The organism is Micromonospora haikouensis, from assembly GCF_000876225.1.
Lineage (GTDB): Bacteria > Actinomycetota > Actinomycetes > Mycobacteriales > Micromonosporaceae > Micromonospora > Micromonospora haikouensis.
In genome coordinates this window covers 2,285,924-2,304,511 of the sequence record NZ_JXSX01000003.1, presented here as the reverse complement: position 1 = coordinate 2,304,511, position 18,588 = coordinate 2,285,924, and the positions used below count along the sequence as shown (strand labels likewise).

Genomic DNA, 18,588 nt, shown 5'->3' with positions numbered 1-18,588 from the left:
ACGGCCCGCCGCCGTGGACGCCGGGTTTCGGGATGCTGACCGACCGTTTCGGCGTCACCGGGATCCTCGACGTCGCCGCCCACACCGGCTGACCACAACCCGCCGGTGCGCGGCGGCCTGGGCCGCCGCCCCGCACCGGCGGGCCCGGCCGGTCAGGGTTGCGTCGTCGACGTGAAGCGGATGGCGCCGGCCGGGCAGACCTCGACGGCGCGGCGGACCCGCTCGGCCGCCTCCGGCGGCGGCTCGGGCCGCCGCAGCAGCACCAGCCCGTCGGTGTCGTCCTGGTCGAAGACCTCCGGCGCGACGACCACACAGTTGCCGGACCCGCAGCACCTGCCCCGGTCCACCGCCACCCGCACCACGCCCACCTGGCTCACCAGGTCACCTGCAGGCTGTTGAGGCCGAACACGACCGACGTGTCGCGGGTCGACACCTGCTGCGGCACGACCGCGGCCCGCAGGGTCGGGAAACGGTCGGCCAACCCCACCAGGGCGATACGCAGCTCCGCGCGGGCCAGCGGCTGACCGATGCACTGGTGCACCCCGAAGCCGAACGCGAGGTGCTGGTGGGCCTGCCGGTACGGGTCGAACTCCTCCGGGTCGTCGAAGACCTCCGGGTCGCGGTTGGCCAGCGACAACACCGCGATGACGCCCTCTCCCGCCCGGATGACCTGGCCGCCGATCTCGGCGTCGACCAGGGCCAGCCGGGGCAGCCCCGTGCGCACCACGCTGAGGTAGCGCAGCAGCTCCTCGACCAGCTCGGCCGCCCGGTGCGGCGATTCGCGCAGCGCCGCGAAGCGGCCCGGCTCGCGCAGCAGCAGCAGGGTGCTCAGGCCGATCATGTTGGCCGTGGTCTCGTGGCCGGCGACGAGCAGCAGCAGGGCCATGCCGACCAGCTCGTCGACGGTGAGCTGCCCGGTGGCGACCCGGTCGCGCACCAGCCGGCTGATCAGGTCGTCGCCGCCGGCGTCGCGGTGCCGGGCGACGACCAGCTCGCGCAGGTAGTCGCGCAGCTCCTGCGCGTGGGCCCGGACCAGCTCCATCGACGTCGTGCGGTCCAGCAGGGTGCGGCTGCGGACCTGGAAGAAGTCGTGGTCGGCGTAGGGGACACCGAGCAGGTGACAGATCACGATGGACGGCACCGGCAGGGCGAACGTCTCGACCAGGTCCGCGGGTGGACCCGCCGCGGCCAGGTCGGCCAACGCCGCGTCGACGGTCTGCTGGATCAACGGCTCGATCCGCCGCACATTCTTGATCATGAATTCGGCGGTGAGCATCCGACGCAGCCGGAAGTGTTCCTCACCGTCCATCCGGATGAAGCCGCCCTGCCGGTCCGACTCCGACTGCGGGGGCAGCGGACGCAGCAGCGGAAACCCGGGACGCTCCAGGTCGGCGCTGAACCCGGGGTGGCGCAGCACCTGACGCACGTCGGCGTGCCGGGTGACCAGCCAGGCGGGCGCGCCGGTCGGCAGCCGGACCCGGGTCACCGGCCCCGCGAGCCGATGCCGCTGCTCCTCGTCGAGCAGCGCGAACGGGCCGTGATCGAGAGTGGACGCCGGCCAGAGCGGCAGGTCGGTAGCGGCGGTCGCGGTCACGCGGACACCTCCCGTGACAACCGAAGGTAACGCCATCGATCCGCAACGTTACCCACCGGTGTGTCCCGGCACAACCCCACACCGTGACGCAACGTCACCCCCGGCGGGCCGTCGCCACCTCCGCCCGCGCCTGCGCCATGCCCCGGCCGGCCAGGGCGTCGGCCCGCTCGTTCTCCGGATGCCCGTTGTGCCCCTTCACCCACAACCAGGTCACCTCGTGCCGGGCGCAGGCCGCCTCCAGCCGCTGCCACAGGTCCGCGTTCTTGACCGGCTGCCGCGCCGCCGTCACCCACCCGTTGCGTTTCCACCCGGCCAACCAACCGGTGATGCCGTTACGCACATACGTGCTGTCGGTGTGCAACCGCACCGACACCGGCCGGGTCAGGCTCTCCAACGCCCGGATCGCCGCCATCAACTCCATCCGGTTGTTGGTCGTCGGCGTCGCCTCTCCCCCGCACAGGTCCCGCTCGTGGGTGCCGTACCGCAGCACCGCACCCCACCCACCCGGACCCGGATTGCCGCTGCACGCCCCGTCGGTCCAGATCTCCACGACCCCACCGGCCGCCGCATCCACCATGCCCGCAACCTACCGGCCGCCCCGACCGGCACCGACCACCCCCGCCGGCAGAAAACCGGCGGCGCCACCACCCGCGGCATGGCAGGGTGGCTCACCGTGACCGACCGCCTCGACAACCTCCGGGCCGAGATCCACGCCACCATCGACGACCTCGTCTGCACCGGCCGCGAGGCAGGCGTACAGGTCGCCGCCTACCTGCACGGCGAACCGATCGTCGACGCCCACGCCGGCGTCGCCGACACCACCACCGGCCGGCCCATGACCGCCGCGACCGGCGTCTACGGCGTCTCCACCGGCAAGGGACTCACCGCCACCGTCGTGCACGTGCTGGCCGAACGCGGGCACCTCGACTACGACCTGCGCATCGCCGACGTGTGGCCCGAGTTCGGCCGCCACGGCAAGGACCACATCACCCTGCGCCACGCCCTCACCCACACCGCCGGGATACCGGCGCTACCCGCCGACGTCACCCTCGACGACTTCGCCGACTGGGACCGCATGTGCGGCATCGTCGCCGACGCCCGACCCCTGTGGACACCCGGCCACCAACTCGCCTACCACGCGTGGACGTTCGGCTGGATCGTCGGCGAGGTGATCCGCCGCGTCACCGGCCGCCGCGTCGGCGACATCCTCACCGAGGATGTCGCCGCGCCCCTCGGCGTCGCCGGGGAACTGCTCTGCGGCGTCCACCCCACCGCCCAACCCGGCCTGGCCCGCATGGAAGACGGCAACCTCTCGGCCATGCTGGAGGCGTTCGCCGGCCAACTACCCCACCTCGACCAGGTCGCCCCGCCCGGTGTCCGCCCCGACACCACCCTCGCCACCCGACCCGACGTGCTCGCCGTCGACGTACCCGCCGTCGGCACCCTCACCGCCCGCGCCGCCGCCCGCATGTACGCCGCGCTCCTCGGCCCCGTCGACGGCGTACGACTGATCTCACCGCACCGGCTGCGCGCCGTGTCCCGCCCCGCCGTCCACGGCACCGAATGGGTCTTCGGCCGGGAAACGACCTGGGGCCTCGGCTACGCCATCGACGACGACGGGTCCTTCGGCGCCGCCGGCAGCGGCGGCAGCCTCGCCTTCGCCTACCCCCGGTGGGGCCTCACCGTCGCCGCGACCCGCAACCGCCTCGCCGTCGGCGACGGCGACCCCCTGCAGCACCTGCGGGCCTGCATCCGCGACACCGTCGCCGCCAACGCCCGCTGACCGGCGACCCCGCGCTCAACCGGGCCGGCGCAGCCGACCCCACAACCGGCCCACCGCGTCACCCAGCACCGCGGACGTCATCGGCGCCAACGGGCTCGACCGCATCACCGCCAGATCCTCCACCACCCCGGTGTCACCGTCGAGGAACCGCAGCACCCGCGACGCCGGATTACGGTCGAACAACCGGTCGAAGAACTCCGGACCACCGACCCGACCCGTGTCCAGGGCCCGCAACGCCACCGCGTCCATCCACAGGTGCCGACGCGGATACGCCGGCGCCGGCACCGGCGCCCGCCCACCCGCCAACGCCGCCGCCACCTGCTCGGCCTGCCGCAGCATCGCCGAGAACGTGAACCCCGTCGACGGGCGGGTCGCCCCACCCGCCGTGCCCAACCGCACCACCCGCGGCGAGGGACGACGCGGAAACGGCGCATCGGTCATCGGAATCACCCCGTCTTCCACCTCCCGCACCACCAACGCCGCCGGATCCCACCCCAACCGGCCCAGATAGCCGCGCAACGCCCGGTCGTACCCGTCGCCCGTCAACCGGGCCGGGGAGAACTCGGTGTACTCCACCAGCGCGAACCGGTCGCTGACCGGCAACACGTAACCGAACGACACCCCCCGCCCCGGCTGCGGGGTGCGGAAATCCATCAACACCGCCCGCCGCGGATCGAACAACGCCACCTCCGAGGCGACCCACCAACCCCGGAAATGCTGCAACCAGCTCGTCCGGCCCGGCCGCGCCGGCGGCCGGGGACGCGAGTCGAGCACCCACGACGCCCGCACCAGCGGCGCACCGTCCCCGCCGCGCACCACCACCCGCGTGCCGTCGTCGTCGAGCCCCGCCACCGCCGCGTCGAACCGCACCGCCCCCAGCCGCCGCTCCGCCTCCGCCGCCCGCGCATACACCGGCGCGGACCGCACCATCGCATACCGCAGCGGCGCCAGGTCCAGCACCCGACGGCGAGCCGGCGTGACCACCTCCACGTGCCCCCAACTGGCGCTGAGCACCCCGTCGAGCTCACCACCGGGACGACCCCAGAACGCCCACGTGCGATCCTGGCCGCGCCTGCGCACCGGATCGACCACGGCGACCCGCAACCCCGCCAACCCGTGCCGGTCCAGCGCCGCCAGGACCAGCGACGCGGCACCCCCACCGCCGACCAGGGCGACGTCGACGTCGACCGGCACGCCATCGTTCACCCCGACACGCTGTCACACCACCCGCCGCCACCCGACACCGGCCGGCGGCGACAACGCCACCGTCACTCGCCGCGCCGGTGCACGGCCTCCAACCGGGCCAGGTCCCCGTCGGTCAACCGCAACGCCCCCGCCGCCACGTTCGCCACCAGATGATCCGGATCGCCCGTGCCGGGAATCGCCAACACGTTCGGGCTTCGCCCCAACGTCCACGCCAGCCGGACCTGCACCGGCGACACCCCACGCTCCGCGGCGACCGCCCGCACCTCCGCGTCCTCCACACCGCTCGCGCCCGCCTCCCGGCCCGTGGTCGCCAGGGAGAAGAACGGCACATACGCCACACCCTGCGCGGCGCAGTCCCGCAGGAACTGGTCGTGGCGCGGCCGGTACCCCAGCCCGTACGCGTTCTGCACACTCACCACCGGCGCGACGGCCTGCGCCTGCGGCAGATGATGCGGACGGACGTTGGAGATGCCCAGCTGCCGGATCAGACCCGCCTCACGCAGCTCCGCCAACGCGCCGAAATGCTCCGCCACCGACTCCAGACCAGCCTGCCGCAGATACACCAGGTCCAGATGGTCACGACCCAACTGCCGCAGGTTCTCCTCCACCTGCCCCCGCAACTGCTCGGGCCGCGCCAACGGCAACCACTCCCCCGACGCGTCCTTGCCCGGCCCGACCTTCGTCGCGATCACCAGATCCTCCGGGTACGGGGCGAGAGCCGTATTGATCAACTCGTTCGCCGAACGCAACGCCGAGAAATAGAACGAGGCCGTGTCGATGTGGTTCACACCCAACTCCACGGCCCGGCGCAACACCCCGACCGCCCGCCCCCGATCGCTGGGCCCACCATCCGCCGTCATCGTCAACCGCATCGCGCCCAGACCCATCCGGTTGACCGTGAGATCGCCCAGCGTCCACGTGCCCGCGGCGTCCGCGGTAACAGTCCCCGTATCCATGATCACGATCATGGCACAGGCGGGCCCACCACACCGCCCCACCAGCCCCGCCACAGGACGGCAACGAAGAATTCTCAATCCCACCGGATCGAGGACCCAACCCTCCTAGTGTGGGACACACCGGTGCTACACACGGAGCTGGCCACCCGAACGACGTCCCACGCGACAGCGGACGAAAAGTGAGGGAAGACGCGTATGAAGGCACAGACAATCCTCGGATCGGCAGCGCTCGGCGCGGGCCTCGGCACACTCCTGCTCCCCGCCGCCGCCCTCGCCGACACCACCGTCTCACCGGCCACCACCCCGGTCGGCGGCACCGTCGTTCTCACCTCCACCTGCAACCCGAAATCCGGCGACGCGCTCTTCCGCGTCACCGGCCCCGACCGGGACCAGAACGTCCGATCCACCACCGCCGCAGCCGGCGGCGGACTCAGCGCGGAACTATTCACCGCCGGATTCACCCTCGGCACCTACACGGTCACCGCCACCTGCGGCGACGGCACCACCTCAGGCAGCGCCACCTTCACCGTCACCCCGATCGGCGCCGCACCCGCCGGCACCGGCACCGACAGCGACACCACCGGCCTCCTCGCCACCGGCAGCACCCTCGTCGCCGCCGCCGCCACCAGCGCACTCATCCTCACCCGCCGCCGACGCCGCCGCACCACCGCACCAGCCTGAACCACACCACCCATCCCTGCCACGGGTGCCCGCGCCGGCCACCACCGACGCGGGCACCCCCACCTGCCCGAAAGGAGACACCGTGGCAGCCCCCCACCACACCCACCGGGCCGCCGTCACACTGACCACCCTCACCGCCGCCGCCGGACTCGGCCTCCTCGCCACCGCCGCAACCCACACCCCACCCCCACCACCCCAACCCGACACCAGGCCCACCACCACCAGCACCACCAGCCCCGCACCACCCCTGCCCCACGCCACCCCCCTGCACATCACCATCCCCACCATCGACGTACACGCCGACATCGTCCCCGTCGCCACCACCACCGACGGCCAACTGGAAGTCCCCCCGGCGGGCCCACCCCCCGCCGCCGGCTGGTACCGCCCCGGCGTCAGCCCCGGCGAAGCCGGCAACGCCGTCATCGTCGGACACGTCGACTCCCGCGACACCGGCCCCGCCGTCTTTTTCAACCTCGGCCGACTCAGACCCGGCGACCGCATCCACATCACCCGCGCCGACAACCGCACCGCCACCTTCACCGTCGACGACATCCGCGCCTACCCCAAGACCCGCTTCCCCACCGCCCTCGTCTACGGCACCAGCCCCACACCCCAACTCCGCCTCATCACCTGCGGCGGCCGCTTCGACCAACGCCACCACACCTACCCCGACAACCTCATCGTCTTCGCCACCGCCGTGCCCTGACCCACCACCCCACCCGAAGATCCCCTACGGTTGCCGTCAGTCCCCGCAAGGCGGAGGTGACCGGTGGACCAACGACCCGCACCGACCCGACGGCGCACCACCCTGCCCGACCTGCTCCGACGCGCACTGCGCCGCCCCACCCGCACCACACCACCCGCCACCGGACCGACCAACCCGGACGCCGTCGTCGACTGCGCCGTCTACGTCGACGGCCAACGCCAACCCGGCCGCCCCCACTACACCGACGCCCACACCCACAGCCGCCGCAACCGACGCTCCTTCGTCTGGCTCGGCCTGCACGACCCCACCCCCGCCGTCATGACCGCAGTCGGACACACCTTCGGCCTCGACGAATTCCACATCACCCAGGCCCTCACCGACGGACACCGACCCACCCTGCAACGCCACGACGACGTCACCCTGCTCGTCCTCCGCACCGCCGCATACGTCGAACACACCGAACTCACCGACACCTCCGAAGTCGTCGACACCGGCGACGTCATGATCTTCATCGGCGACCGCTTCGTCGTCACCGTCCGCCACGGCGCACCCGGCGCACTCACCACCGTCCGCCAGGACCTCCAACAACGCCGCACCATCCTCGCCGAAGGCCCCTGGGCCGTCGCATACGCCATCTGCGCCCGCATGGTCACCCAGTACCTCGACGTCGCCACCCACGTCGAAACCGACCTCGAACAACTCGAGGAAACCGTCTTCGCCCGCGAACGCACCGCCGACATCCCGCACATCTACCAACTCAAACGAGAAATCGTCGAACTCAAACGCGCCGTCCTACCCGCACAGGCACCACTGCGCACCCTGGCCACACCACCCACCGACGGCCCACCCCCCGCACTACGCCGCTGGTTCACCGACGTCGACGGCGACCTCGCCCGAGCAGTCGACCGCGTCAACGCCTACGACGACCTGCTCAACTCCATCCTGCAGACCCGACTGGCACAACTGGCCGTCGAACAGAACAACGACATGCGCAAGATCGCCGCCTGGGCCGCCATCGCCGCCACCCAAACCGCCGTCGCCGGCATCTACGGGATGAACTTCACCCACATGCCCGAACTGCACTGGCGCTACGGCTACGGCGCCGCACTCCTGCTCATGGCCACCGCCGCACTGACCCTGCACCGACTGTTCCGCCGCTCCGGCTGGCTCTGACCACCCACCACGACAACCCGGCACGCCACCCACCACCCACCTGTCCGGTCCATCCCACGGCGTCCCGTGGCCCGGGTCACCGCGGTGGCGGAATCGGCGTGGGGGTGGGGGCGTTGTATCTGGCATGCGACCGGGGCTCTGCCGCCTGGTCGGTTCCCTGGTCGGCCCCGCCCCGTGAGCCCGGATGCCGGGTCGGGGAATGGCGGACGGGCCAGGGTCGTTACATCCTCCCGACACCCCGAGCAGGCCCCCCGGCCGCCGGGAGTTCGTCCCCCTCAGTTCTTCCCGCGGCGCCGCGTCCCCTGGACGGCGTCGCGACCTTCCCCCGAGCAGAGGAGCACGCTGTTATGCGTACCGATCTGATTCGTCGTACCGCTCTGACCGTTGCTGGTATCGCTGCGACCGCTGGTGGGATCGCGGGTCCGGCGCTGGCCGCGCAGGCCGCTCCCGCGGAGCGGGCCGCCGCGTCGGTGCAGGCGGAGCGTCGGCCGGCGGGTGAGCGTCAGCTGGACGTGCGCTACGAGGCGCAGCCGAACTTCTTCTACTGTGGCCCGGCGGCGGCGCGCAACGCGCTGAGCGTGCAGGGCAAGAACATCGACGTGGACACCATGGCCAAGGAGATGGGCACCACCGAGGCCGGCACCAACTCCATCAACGACATCACCCCCGTACTCAACAAGGAGACCGGCAAGCCCGACGCCTACCGCAGCGTCGAGATCCGCACCCACAAGGCCGACGACAAGCAGACCGACACCCTGCGGGCCGACATCGTCCGCACCGTCGACAACGGCCGCGCAGTCGTCGCCAACATCGCCGGCACCACCACCGACACCGACGGCGTCACCCACTCCTTCGAGGGCGGCCACTACATCAGCGTCGTCGGCTACCGCGACAACGGCCACACCGTCAAGATCGCCGACTCGGCCAACCCCGACCAGGCCAGCTACTGGATCACCGTCGACCACCTCGCCGACTGGATCGCCACCCGCGGCTACGCCACCTCCTGACCCGCAACCACCAGAAAGGGCCGGCCCCACCGGGGCCGGCCCTTTCTGCACCACTACGGCAGGATGACCACGTGGCGAAACGACACCGCAACCCGGCAACCCACCCCTGCCCGTGCGGCACCGGCCAGCCCTACCCCGACTGCTGCGGCAAACTCCACCGAGGCCAAGCCGACGCCGCCACCGCCGAAGCACTCATGCGCTCCCGATACAGCGCCTACGCCATCGGCGACACCACCTACCTGCTGCGCAGCTGGCACACCTCCACCCGCCCCACCCACCTGCACCCCGAACCCGGCCAACGATGGACCCGACTCGACATCCTCCACACCGAACGCGGCGGCCTGCTCGACACCACCGGCACCGTCACCTTCCAAGCCCACTACCGACAGGCCGGCCGACCCGCGACCCTCACCGAACACAGCCGCTTCACCCGCGAGAACGGCCGCTGGGTCTACCTCGACGCCCAACCCGACTGAACCGCACCACCCCGGCCGACGCCAACAGCCCCCACCTCACCGGCCGACACCACCCCCGTCCGGCCGAGGAATCACCACCGTCGCCTCGTCGTCACCCACCACAGCCTCGTGCCCGCCACCACGCTGCGCGAACGGCGGAATCGGCCGCGTCACCTCCGACTCCGCGTACGGACCCACCGGCTGGGTACGCTCCGACTCCTCACCCACCCGAGGCACCACCTGCGTCCGATCCACATCCTCCCCCGCCACCGGCGCAGCCGCCGCAGCCAACCGCTCCTCCACATCCCGCCGCCCCGCCCGATACGCCCGCGCGTGCGTCGCCACCACCCGCGACTCCCGCTCCGCCCGGCTCAACCACGACTCCCACCGACTCTGCATCGGACGCACCAACCCACCACCGACACCGACCACCAGAATCCCGCCCACCGTCGCCAGCACCGCCACCAGCACCGGCGTCGTCACCGCCGTCGCCACGCCCACCTGATTCAGCGCCGCGATCACCCCCAACCCCACGATGAACACCGACGCCACGCCCGCCAACACCCGCCCGTACGACAACCCACCCAACGCACTGCTGATGATGTCCTTCACCGCCCGAGCGATCGCGGCAGCCACCACCACGATCACGATCGCCACGAACGCCCTCGGCAACCAGGCCACCACCGCAGCGATCAGATCCGAGATCGGATTCGGCCCCCACAAACCGAACGCCACATGCAACGTCACCAACAGCACCCCGTAGTACGCCAGCTTCGCCACGATCTCACTCGCGTCGTACCGCGACCGCGCCAACGCCGTCTTGATCCCCCCACGCTCCACCGCCCGGTCGAACCCGACCCGCGCCAACACCCTGCCCACCACCCGCACCACAGCCTTGGCGACCAACCACCCGACCACCAGGACCACCACGAAACCCACGGCCTTGGGCAGGAAAAGCAACACCGCACGCAGCACGTCACCCACCGCGTCGCCGAAATCGTCTCTCATCGCACAGATCCTTCACACCAGGGACAGCGAACAACCCGTCCGCTCTACCCTGACCCACCCGCGCGAAAACGGCACCCCCGGCGCGACCGTCAACGACGACGACAGGCGTACCGAACCTCCGTACCCGCCTGCGTCACCGACGGCTCCACGATGTTGACCGTCGCCGTCTCCCGAGCCGTGCCCACACCCGTGAACGACCACTTCAACGGCAGACTCACCGACCGCTGTCCCCGGCCGACCCGCTCGCTGACCAGCGCACCAGGCGGCGAACCCGAACGCAGCCACTGGTAACGAATCGTCCCGGCGTTGCCGTTCGTCCGCACCGTCGCCGCCACCTCCACCGTCACGTCACACCGGGTCCCGGCCGGCTCGACCACCGCCACCGTGACACCCTCGATCTCCAACGGGCTCAGCCGCTGCCACAGGAACAACCCGACCGCCACCAGCAACACCACCGTCAGCAGGGTGGACAGCACGGAAACCACCCGACGCCACACCGACCGCGACCGCACCCCCGCACCCGCACCCGGCTGCGGCCAGGCCGGGGCCGCCGGCGGCCCCACCGGCACCCCCGGACCAAACCGCGTCTCACCCCCGGCCGCGGCCACCGGCTCGGTGGAAACCCCGACGGTACGAGACGACACCGCCCCCGCCACCGTCGCCTCCGAACCGGCACCGGACACCTGCGTACGCCCCACACCCACCGTCCGACCCAGAACCACGGTGCTACCCAGGTCCACGGTCGGCTCCCCCACCGACGCGCCCGCAACCGGCAACGCCTCCGTCGGCGCACCGTCAGCGGGCAACGCCGCCGTCGGCTCGTTCGGACTACTCAACGCCGCCCCCCATCAACCTCGACCCCACCCACTCGACCCCACCCGCGATCAACCCGGCGTGCAGAACGGCTGCAGACTTACATACACCGGCCCCACCGGCCCGGCCGAGTTCCCCGCGGCGTCGACCGCCGTGACGGACACCGGGATACGAACCGTCGTCTCCGGCGCCGCGAACGGACCCAACGTGCCCTGGAAGACGCCCTTCCCCACCGACTCCATGCCCACCGACGTGGACAACCGACCCACGGTGTACCGGAACGTCACCCGCAACTCCCCCGCCTCCGAACGATCGTCGGTCACACTCACCGTCACCGACGTCGACCTCGGCCCGTACTTGCAGTTCTCCGGCTCCAACGTCGTCGACCCGGTGCTCGGCGACCCCACCGAGGGCGCGGTGACATCCGACGGCGGGGACGACGTGCTCGCACTCGGGCTGGGAGTCGCCGACGCCGTCCGGGTGGGCCGGCTCGTCGGCGACGGCGGACGCGTCGTGGCCGGCGCACCCGTGGTCGGGGCCGCCACCGTCGGACTCGCCGACGTCGGCGCAGGCGTCGGGGTACCGCCCGACGGACTCACCGTGACCTCCGGCGCGACCGACGCGGAACCACCGCCCGAAACCGGCGTCACCGCCCCGGTCGGGTCCTTCGCCTCCACCGGCGCCGCGACGTCAGGCTCCGCACCCGAGGCGTACCGGTAACCAGCACCGCCGACCAGCACCGCCGCCACCAACGCCCCCCCGACCAGGGCCGTACGCGCCCGCCCCGTCCGCATCCGCCGACCGGTGCGGATCTCCCGACCCCTGCCCAACCCGGCGTCCGACCCGAGGACCGTGCTGGCCACGCTCGTGCTGCCGCCCGAGGAATCCGGAAACGGGAAGAACGCTGCCAGCAGGGCGGCCCGCCGGGCCAGCTCCCGCACCCCGCGCTCCTCCCAGTCCGGCCCGTACGCCCCGCCCGCGATCTGCTCCAGGAAACCGAGGAAGACCTGCGCCGGCTGCGGCCGGTCGTCGGGCCGCTTGGCCATCCCCCGGCGCAGCAGCTCGTGCACCGGCGGCGGGGCCGGATCGGTGGGCACCGGCGCGCTGGCATGCTGGTCACGCAGGGCCAGCAGGCTCCGCCCGTCGTACGGGGGACGGCCCGTCAGGCACTCGAAGAAGGTCGCCGTCGCGGCGTAGATGTCGCAGGCCGGGGCCGCCGCCGCGCCGGTCCACTGCTCCGGCGCCATGTAGCGGGGCGTGCCGCTGACGATGGTGGTCGACTCCCCGCCGATCGGCATGGCGATGCCGAAGTCGGCGAGCTTGCTCTCCCCCTGAGCGGTGACCAGCACGTTCTCCGGCTTGTAGTCGCGGTGCACCACGCCCCGGTCGTGCGCGGCCGCCAGGCCGGCGAGCGAACCCTTGAGGACGCAGAGCGCCGCCTCCGGCCCGGTGGGCCCGTTGGCCCGCAGCATCTGCCGCAGCGAGACGCCGTTGACCAGCTCCATGACGATCGCCGCCCCGGTGGGCGACTCGACGTACTCGTAGAGGCGGGAAACGTGCGGGTCGTCGATGTCGGCCAGCAGGCGGGCCTCGGCGCGGAAGGACTCACGGAACGACGGGTCACCGCCGAGGCCACCGACGAGGTACTTCACGGCGACCGGGGTGCCGGTCGCGTCGTGGGTGGCCAGCACCACCCGACCCGACGCACCCGAGCCCAGCTCACGGACCTCGGTGTAGCCGGACACCAGCCAGCTGTTGGCGCTCATTCGACGGTCTCCACCGCTCCCCCGGGCCGCTGGCCCGCACACACCCGAATCCGACGCCGCTCATTGTGACCGGCGCCGTCCAGTCGGCCATCGGCGCAACGGCTGCATCCCCTTCCCCGGGTGTGCTTTCGTTCGCCGGTGTCGGTTGGTGGTGGCGACGTGGCGCACGTCGCCTAAGGCATCCTAGGAGGCTAGGTGAAGTGGGCCGGACCGTCGGGGCGGCGACTGACCCCTGGCGCGCGACCCGCGTTGGCAATATCCTCCACATCACGCATTGCTCCTGGAGCTCCTTTTCACTCATGCGCCGCCGTCGGCCACAGAGGAGATGCCATGCACTTCGACCATCCGGAGCTCGACCGCCGCACCCTGCTGCGGGCCGGGCTCGGCGCGGCCACGGTCGCCGTCGTCGGCACGCAGCTCGCGACCCCCGCCTCCGCGCGGGCGGCGTCCGGTGCGGACCTCGACTGGATCATCGGCTGCGACGAGTGGGACGCCCGGCCACCGGCCGATCCGCTCTCGGTCAGCGAGATCGCCACCAACAAGATCATCGTGCATCACATGGCGTTCCCGAACGTCACCGACTACTCCCGCGAGCAGGCCGTGAAGCTGGCCCGGGACTGCCAGGACCTGCACATGGACGGCAACGGCTGGTCGGACACCGGCCAGCACTTCACCGTCAGCCGCGGCGGCTACGTGCTGGAGGGCCGGCACGGCAGCCTCGAACGGCTGGCCGCCGGCGACCGGCAGATGGTCTCCGCGCACTGCCCGGGCGAGAACGGGCGCGCCATCGGCATCGAGAACGAGGGCACGTACGTCGACGAGACCCCGCCGGAGGCGCTGCTGGACTCGCTGGTCAGGCTCTGCGCCACGATCGGCCGGCAGTACGGCCTGCACGCCCACGACATCTTCGGCCACTGGGACTTCCGCACCACCGCGTGCCCCGGGACGGCGTTCTACCGGCAGTTCCCGGAGCTGCGCAGGCGGGTGGCCCGCGAGCTGGGCACCAGCCTCGGCGACGTGCCGGCCCGGCGCTGGCCGGACCTGTGGCGGTTCGTCAGCTCCCCCTCGGTGCGGGTGGTGCAATACCTGCTCACCCACCGTGGCTACGCGGTGCCCGTCAACAGCACGTTCGACACCGCCACCGTCGCCGCCGTGCAGGACTGGCAGGCCCGCAACGGCATCCCGGTCGACGTGGACGCCACCCTCACCACGCCCACCTGGGAGACCCTCGCCCCCGAGCTGGACCGGGACGCCAGCGGCGCGCCGGTCAGCGCCGTGCAGTTCATCCTCAACTGGAAGGGCTACGCCGACGTGGCGGTGACCGGCGAGTTCGACCACGCCACCCGCCGGGCCGTGCAGGACGTGCAGCGGCTGCACGGCCTGCCGCCCAACGGCAAGGTCGGCACGAGCACGTGGTGCGCGATCGTCGGCGGAGTCGTCCGACAGTCACTGCGGCGGCCCTGACGAGCCCGGCGGGCGGACCGGTGACGGCCGGTCCGCCCGGCGTCGTCGCGCCCGCGCAGGGCGGGTGCGCATACCGGCCTGTCGCTACGCAAAACGGATTTATTGCTGCCATGATGGACTCCCGCCGCCCGCACCGCAGCCGGAGGTCCACCATGGCCGATCCACCGCCGGGCATCGAGGACGAGGCGGTGGCGGCGCTCCTGGCCGCCAGCGGGGCCCTCGTCGGGCTGACCACCCGGTCGCTGGCCGGGATCGGCCCGGAGGTCACCCTGTCCCAGTTCCGCACGCTGGTCGTCCTGGCCGCGCGAGGGCCCCAACGCGCGGCGGAGATTGCCGCCGAGCTCGGCGTCGCCCCCTCCGCGGGCACCCGGATGTGCGACCGGCTGGCCGCCAAGGGGCTGGTCCAGCGGACCCGCTCGGCCAGCGACCGCCGGGTGGTGCGGCTGCGGCTGAGCGCCACGGGGGCCGGCCTGGTCGACGAGGTGTTCCGCCGGCGGCGGGAGGCGCTGTCCCGCATCGTCGCGCAGACGGCCGCGCACTGGTGCCCGGAGGCGGTCGCGGCCCTGACCGCGTTCGCGGTGGCCGCGGACGAGACGCCGGAGCGGCAGTGGTGCCACGGCTGGTCGCTGGCGCGGGAGCACGCCCCGCGTCCACGCGCCGGCCGCGTGCCGACCGGGCCGGAGGCGTCGACCACCTGAGCCGGTGCGGATCAGCCGCCCGCCGGGTACGCGCGGGTCTCGGCGGCCTTCACCGCCGCCCACACCTGCTGGCCGGGGCGCAGCCGCAGCGCGGCGACGGCCGCCGGGGTGACGTCGGCGGAGACCGGCAGCGGGCCGTCCAACTCGACCCGCAGATGGTCCCCGTGCCGCTGCACCCCGGCCACCGTGGCGGGCCAGGTGTTGCGGGGGCTGCCGTCGGGCCGGGCCGGGTGCAGGGCCACGGCGGCGGGCGGGAACGCGACGAACGCCTCCCCGACGACGCGGTCGACGGCGGTCAGGGTCAGCGCCCCGACGCGCACCTGGTGGCCGTCGGCGTGGCCCCGGTGCAGGTTCAGCCCGACCAGTCGGGCGACGTAGTCGGTGCGGGGGCGGGCGGTGACGGCGGCCGCGTCCCCCTCCTGGACCACCCGGCCGCCCTCCACGATGACCAGCCGGTCGGCCAGCACCAGCGCGTCGAGGGGATCGTGGGTGACCAGCACGGTCGCGCCGGGGTGCGCGCCGAGGTGGCGGTGCAGCTCGGCGCGGGTGTCCACGCGGGTGCGGGCGTCGAGGGCGGCGAGCGGCTCGTCGAGCAGCAGCAGGGTCGGCTCCACGGCGAGGGCCCGGGCCAGCGCCACCCGCTGGGCCTGGCCGCCGGAGAGCTGCCGGGGACGGCGGCGGGCGTAGCCGGCGAGGCCGACCCGGTCCAGCCAGGCGTCGGCGCGGGCGCGGGCGGCGCGCCGGTCCGCGCCGCGCCGGCGGGGACCGAAGGCGACGTTGTCGCGGGCGCTCAGGTGCGGGAAGAGCAGGTAGTCCTGGAAGACGACGCCGACCGGGCGGCGCTCCGGCGGGACCCACACCCGCCCGTCGGGGCGGTCGAGGTCGACCCCGTCGAGGGTGAGGTGCCCGGCCGCCAGCGGGTGCAGGCCGGCCAGGGCGCGCAGCGCGGTGGTCTTGCCCGCGCCGTTGGGCCCGAGCAGCGCGACCACCTCCCCCGCCCGCACCCGCAGCGCCACGTCGAGGTGGAATCCGCCCCGGTCGGCGACGAGGTGGGCGTCGAGCAGCGGGGTCCCGGCCGCCCGGCGGCACGGCCCGGCGGCGGTCACGGGCCGGTGACCCAGCGGTCACGCAGGCCGGCGAGGATCGCCACCGAGACGGTGAGCAGCACCAGGCTCAGCACGATCGCGGCCTCCAGGTCGGTCTCCAGGGCCAGGTAGACGGCCAGCGGCATGGTCTGGGTGCGGCCGGGGAAGTTGCCGGCGAAGGTGATGGTCGCGCCGAACTCGCCGAGGGCGCGGGCCCAGCACAGCACCGCGCCGGCCGCCACCCCGGGGGCGACCAGCGGCAGCGTGACGTGGGTGAACGTCGTCCACCGGCCCGCGCCCAGGGTGGCGGCGGCCTCCTCGTACCGGCTGTCGGCGGCGCGCAGGGCACCCTCGACGGCGATGACCAGGAACGGCATGGCCACGAACGCCTCGGCGAGGACCACCCCGGCGGTGGTGAACGGCAGGGTGACGCCGAAGGTGGCGTCGAGCCAGCCGCCGAGCAGCCCCCGGCGGCCGAAGACCAGCAGCAGGGCCACGCCGCCGACCACCGGCGGCAGCACCAACGGCACCGTGACCAGCGCCCGCACCAGCCGCCGGCCGGGGAACCGCACCCGCGCCAACACCCAGGCCAGGGGTACGCCGAGGGCGAGGCAGAGCAGCGTCGCTCCGGTGGCGGTCAGCAGGGACAGCCGCAGCGCGGTGAGCACCCCCGGCGCGGCGAGCCGCTGCGGCAGGGTGGCCCACGGGGCGCGGGCGAGCAGCCCGGTCAGGGGCAGCACGAGGAAGGCCAGCCCGAGGCCGGCGGGAACGAACAGGGCGACGGGCACCCGCCGGCCGGGGACGCGGCGGCGCGGGGCCGGGGCGGGTGGGCGTACCACCGGCGGTCAGGCCCGGGGCGGCTGGAACCCGGCGGCGGTCAGCGCGGCCCGGCCCCGGTCGGACAGCACGTACGCGACGAAGGCCCGCGCGGCCGTCGGGTTGCCGGCCTGCCGCAGCACGACGATCGGGTAGTCGTTGACGGCCCGGGCCGACTCGGGAAACTCCACGGCGTCCACCTGGGACGCGGCGGCGGTGGCGTCGGTGCGGTAGACCAGCGCGGCGTCGACCTCGCCGAGGCGCACCTTGGCCAGCGCGCCCTTGACGTCGGATTCGAGGGTGACCGGGGTGAGCGCCACGCCGGCAGCGTCCAGGGCGGTGCGGGCCGCCGCGCCGCAGGGCACCTGCTCGGCGCAGAGCGCCACCTTCACCCCGGGCCGGGTCAGGTCGGCCAGTGTGCCGACGCCCCCCGGGTTGCCCTTCGGCACGGCGACGACCAGCTGGTTGCGGGCGAAGGTGGTCGGCTCGCCGGCGGCGTTGCCGGCGTCGGTGACCGGGCGCATGGTGGCCGGGGACGCGGCGGCGAACACGTCGGCGGGGGCGCCCTGGTTGACCTGGGTGGCGAGGGCCGAGCTGCCGGCGAAGCTGAAGGTGACGGTGGTGCCCGGGTGGGCGGCCTCGAACTCGTCGCCGAGCCGGTGGAACGACTCCGTCAGCGACGCCGCGGCGAGGACGGTGACCGGGCCACGCACCTCGGCGCCGCTCTCCCCCGGCGCCGGCCGGTCGGCCCCGCCGGCGCAACCGGCAAGGGCGAGGGCCAGGGTGAGCGCCCCGGCCAGGGCGGTGCGGGTCGTCGCTCCGGTCACGTGCCGGTCCTGCCTTTCGCAGCGGACGGCCGCTCCACCACGACCGTCGTCGACTTGATCACCGCGACGGCGATCGCACCGACCTCGAGGCCCAGGTCGTCGACCGCCTCGCGGCTCATCAGCGACACGACCCGGAACGGCCCGGCCTGGATGTCGACCTGGGCCATAACGGTGTCCTTGACCACGGCGGTGACGATGCCGCGCAGCCGGTTGCGCGCCGAGGACAGCTCGGCGTGCTCCTCGGGCGCGGCGGCCGCGGCCCGGACGAAGGCGGCCAGGTCCACGCCGTCGAGCACCCGGTGGCCCTGCGCGTCGCGGGTGGCGGCGAGGCGGCCGGCGTCGACCCAGCGTCGCACCGTGTCGGTGCTGACGCCGAGCAGTTCGGCGGCCTCGCCGATCCGGAACATCGCCACGCCGACACCCTACCGTGCCGCTTCTGCGGGGCAAACTGCGGGTTCTACCTGGCATCAGCAAGCTGACAAGGGCCAGGCCCATGGCAGGTGCGGCAGGCGGCGGAGCGCGGACGAACCGTGCGGCGGCCGGCGGGTGC

At 73.2% G+C, this 18,588-nt stretch carries 20 protein-coding genes; 8 read left to right on the top strand and 12 right to left on the bottom strand.

What is annotated here, in order from left to right:
• Positions 1–152 precede the first annotated feature (152 nt).
• The 3 genes from TK50_RS31115 to rnhA all read right to left on the bottom strand — a co-directional run bounded on the left by TK50_RS31115 (position 153) and on the right by rnhA (position 2,171).
• A complete protein-coding gene (locus tag TK50_RS31115; RefSeq protein WP_229405504.1) occupies positions 153–377 on the bottom strand; it encodes a ferredoxin in 225 nt (74 codons plus the stop codon).
• Complete coding sequence (locus tag TK50_RS31110; RefSeq protein WP_229405503.1) at positions 374–1,594, bottom strand: cytochrome P450; 1,221 nt, start codon at positions 1,592–1,594, stop codon at positions 374–376. The genes TK50_RS31115 and TK50_RS31110 overlap by 4 nt, the downstream gene beginning before the upstream one ends.
• Before the next feature lie 94 nt (positions 1,595–1,688).
• Positions 1,689–2,171, bottom strand: a complete 483-nt coding sequence (gene rnhA / locus TK50_RS31105; protein ID WP_043969078.1) for a ribonuclease HI — start codon at positions 2,169–2,171, stop codon at positions 1,689–1,691.
• A 96-nt stretch (positions 2,172–2,267) separates the two neighbouring features.
• Between rnhA and TK50_RS31100 the strand changes: the two genes are divergently transcribed.
• Complete coding sequence (locus TK50_RS31100) at positions 2,268–3,377, top strand: serine hydrolase domain-containing protein (RefSeq protein WP_229405502.1); 1,110 nt, start codon at positions 2,268–2,270, stop codon at positions 3,375–3,377.
• 15 nt (positions 3,378–3,392) lie between these two features.
• Here TK50_RS31100 and TK50_RS31095 read toward each other — a convergent pair whose 3' ends face one another.
• Entirely contained in the window at positions 3,393–4,583 is a 1,191-nt protein-coding gene (locus TK50_RS31095; protein ID WP_144420445.1) for a lycopene cyclase family protein, read from the bottom strand.
• 62 nt (positions 4,584–4,645) lie between these two features.
• Positions 4,646–5,551, bottom strand: a complete 906-nt coding sequence (locus TK50_RS31090; RefSeq protein WP_241774152.1) for an aldo/keto reductase — start codon at positions 5,549–5,551, stop codon at positions 4,646–4,648.
• A 183-nt stretch (positions 5,552–5,734) separates the two neighbouring features.
• On the opposite strand from TK50_RS31090, the gene TK50_RS31085 reads away from it, so the two are divergent.
• The 5 genes from TK50_RS31085 to TK50_RS31065 all read left to right on the top strand — a co-directional run bounded on the left by TK50_RS31085 (position 5,735) and on the right by TK50_RS31065 (position 9,582).
• Positions 5,735–6,220 (top strand): hypothetical protein, encoded by a 486-nt coding sequence (locus TK50_RS31085; RefSeq protein ID WP_043969075.1) that lies wholly within the window; start codon positions 5,735–5,737, stop codon positions 6,218–6,220.
• Positions 6,221–6,302: 82 nt separating this feature from the next.
• Positions 6,303–6,926, top strand: coding sequence for a class F sortase (locus TK50_RS31080; protein ID WP_043969074.1), 624 nt, complete (start codon positions 6,303–6,305; stop codon positions 6,924–6,926).
• A gap of 63 nt (positions 6,927–6,989) precedes the next feature.
• Positions 6,990–8,099: a magnesium and cobalt transport protein CorA gene (locus tag TK50_RS31075; RefSeq protein ID WP_052504033.1), complete on the top strand. Its 1,110-nt coding sequence runs from the start codon at positions 6,990–6,992 to the stop codon at positions 8,097–8,099.
• 347 nt (positions 8,100–8,446) lie between these two features.
• Positions 8,447–9,106: a C39 family peptidase gene (locus TK50_RS31070; protein WP_043969073.1), complete on the top strand. Its 660-nt coding sequence runs from the start codon at positions 8,447–8,449 to the stop codon at positions 9,104–9,106.
• 71 nt (positions 9,107–9,177) lie between these two features.
• A complete protein-coding gene (locus tag TK50_RS31065) occupies positions 9,178–9,582 on the top strand; it encodes a YchJ family protein (protein ID WP_043969072.1) in 405 nt (134 codons plus the stop codon).
• Positions 9,583–9,618: 36 nt separating this feature from the next.
• Here the strand turns inward: TK50_RS31065 and TK50_RS31060 are convergent, their stop codons facing one another.
• The 3 genes from TK50_RS31060 to TK50_RS31050 all read right to left on the bottom strand — a co-directional run bounded on the left by TK50_RS31060 (position 9,619) and on the right by TK50_RS31050 (position 13,148).
• On the bottom strand, positions 9,619–10,569 hold the full coding sequence (locus TK50_RS31060; protein WP_043969071.1) for a mechanosensitive ion channel family protein: 951 nt from the start codon (positions 10,567–10,569) through the stop codon (positions 9,619–9,621).
• An 89-nt stretch (positions 10,570–10,658) separates the two neighbouring features.
• Complete coding sequence (locus TK50_RS35330; RefSeq protein WP_228986239.1) at positions 10,659–11,045, bottom strand: hypothetical protein; 387 nt, start codon at positions 11,043–11,045, stop codon at positions 10,659–10,661.
• A 408-nt stretch (positions 11,046–11,453) separates the two neighbouring features.
• Entirely contained in the window at positions 11,454–13,148 is a 1,695-nt protein-coding gene (locus TK50_RS31050) for a serine/threonine protein kinase (RefSeq protein ID WP_043969070.1), read from the bottom strand.
• A 330-nt stretch (positions 13,149–13,478) separates the two neighbouring features.
• Here TK50_RS31050 and TK50_RS31045 point away from each other — a divergent pair, with 330 nt between their 5' ends.
• Positions 13,479–14,612, top strand: coding sequence for a peptidoglycan recognition protein family protein (locus TK50_RS31045; protein ID WP_043969068.1), 1,134 nt, complete (start codon positions 13,479–13,481; stop codon positions 14,610–14,612).
• Positions 14,613–14,764: 152 nt separating this feature from the next.
• Complete coding sequence (locus TK50_RS31040; protein WP_043969067.1) at positions 14,765–15,310, top strand: MarR family winged helix-turn-helix transcriptional regulator; 546 nt, start codon at positions 14,765–14,767, stop codon at positions 15,308–15,310.
• 11 nt (positions 15,311–15,321) lie between these two features.
• Here TK50_RS31040 and TK50_RS31035 read toward each other — a convergent pair whose 3' ends face one another.
• From TK50_RS31035 to TK50_RS34020, 4 genes are read right to left on the bottom strand one after another with little or no spacing between them, the layout of a single operon-like run.
• Positions 15,322–16,416, bottom strand: a complete 1,095-nt coding sequence (locus TK50_RS31035) for an ABC transporter ATP-binding protein (protein ID WP_199486180.1) — start codon at positions 16,414–16,416, stop codon at positions 15,322–15,324.
• Entirely contained in the window at positions 16,413–17,234 is an 822-nt protein-coding gene (locus TK50_RS31030; RefSeq protein ID WP_043969066.1) for an ABC transporter permease, read from the bottom strand. Before TK50_RS31030 ends, TK50_RS31035 begins: the two co-directional genes overlap by 4 nt.
• A gap of 6 nt (positions 17,235–17,240) precedes the next feature.
• The gene (gene modA / locus TK50_RS34025) at positions 17,241–18,038 is read right to left on the bottom strand and encodes a molybdate ABC transporter substrate-binding protein (protein WP_043969065.1); all 798 of its coding nucleotides are present in this window, start codon (positions 18,036–18,038) and stop codon (positions 17,241–17,243) included.
• Positions 18,035–18,451 carry a TOBE domain-containing protein gene (locus TK50_RS34020; protein ID WP_144420444.1) on the bottom strand — a complete coding sequence of 139 codons (417 nt, stop codon included), beginning with the start codon at positions 18,449–18,451 and terminating at the stop codon, positions 18,035–18,037. Before TK50_RS34020 ends, modA begins: the two co-directional genes overlap by 4 nt.
• Between the last annotated feature and the right edge of the window lie 137 nt (positions 18,452–18,588).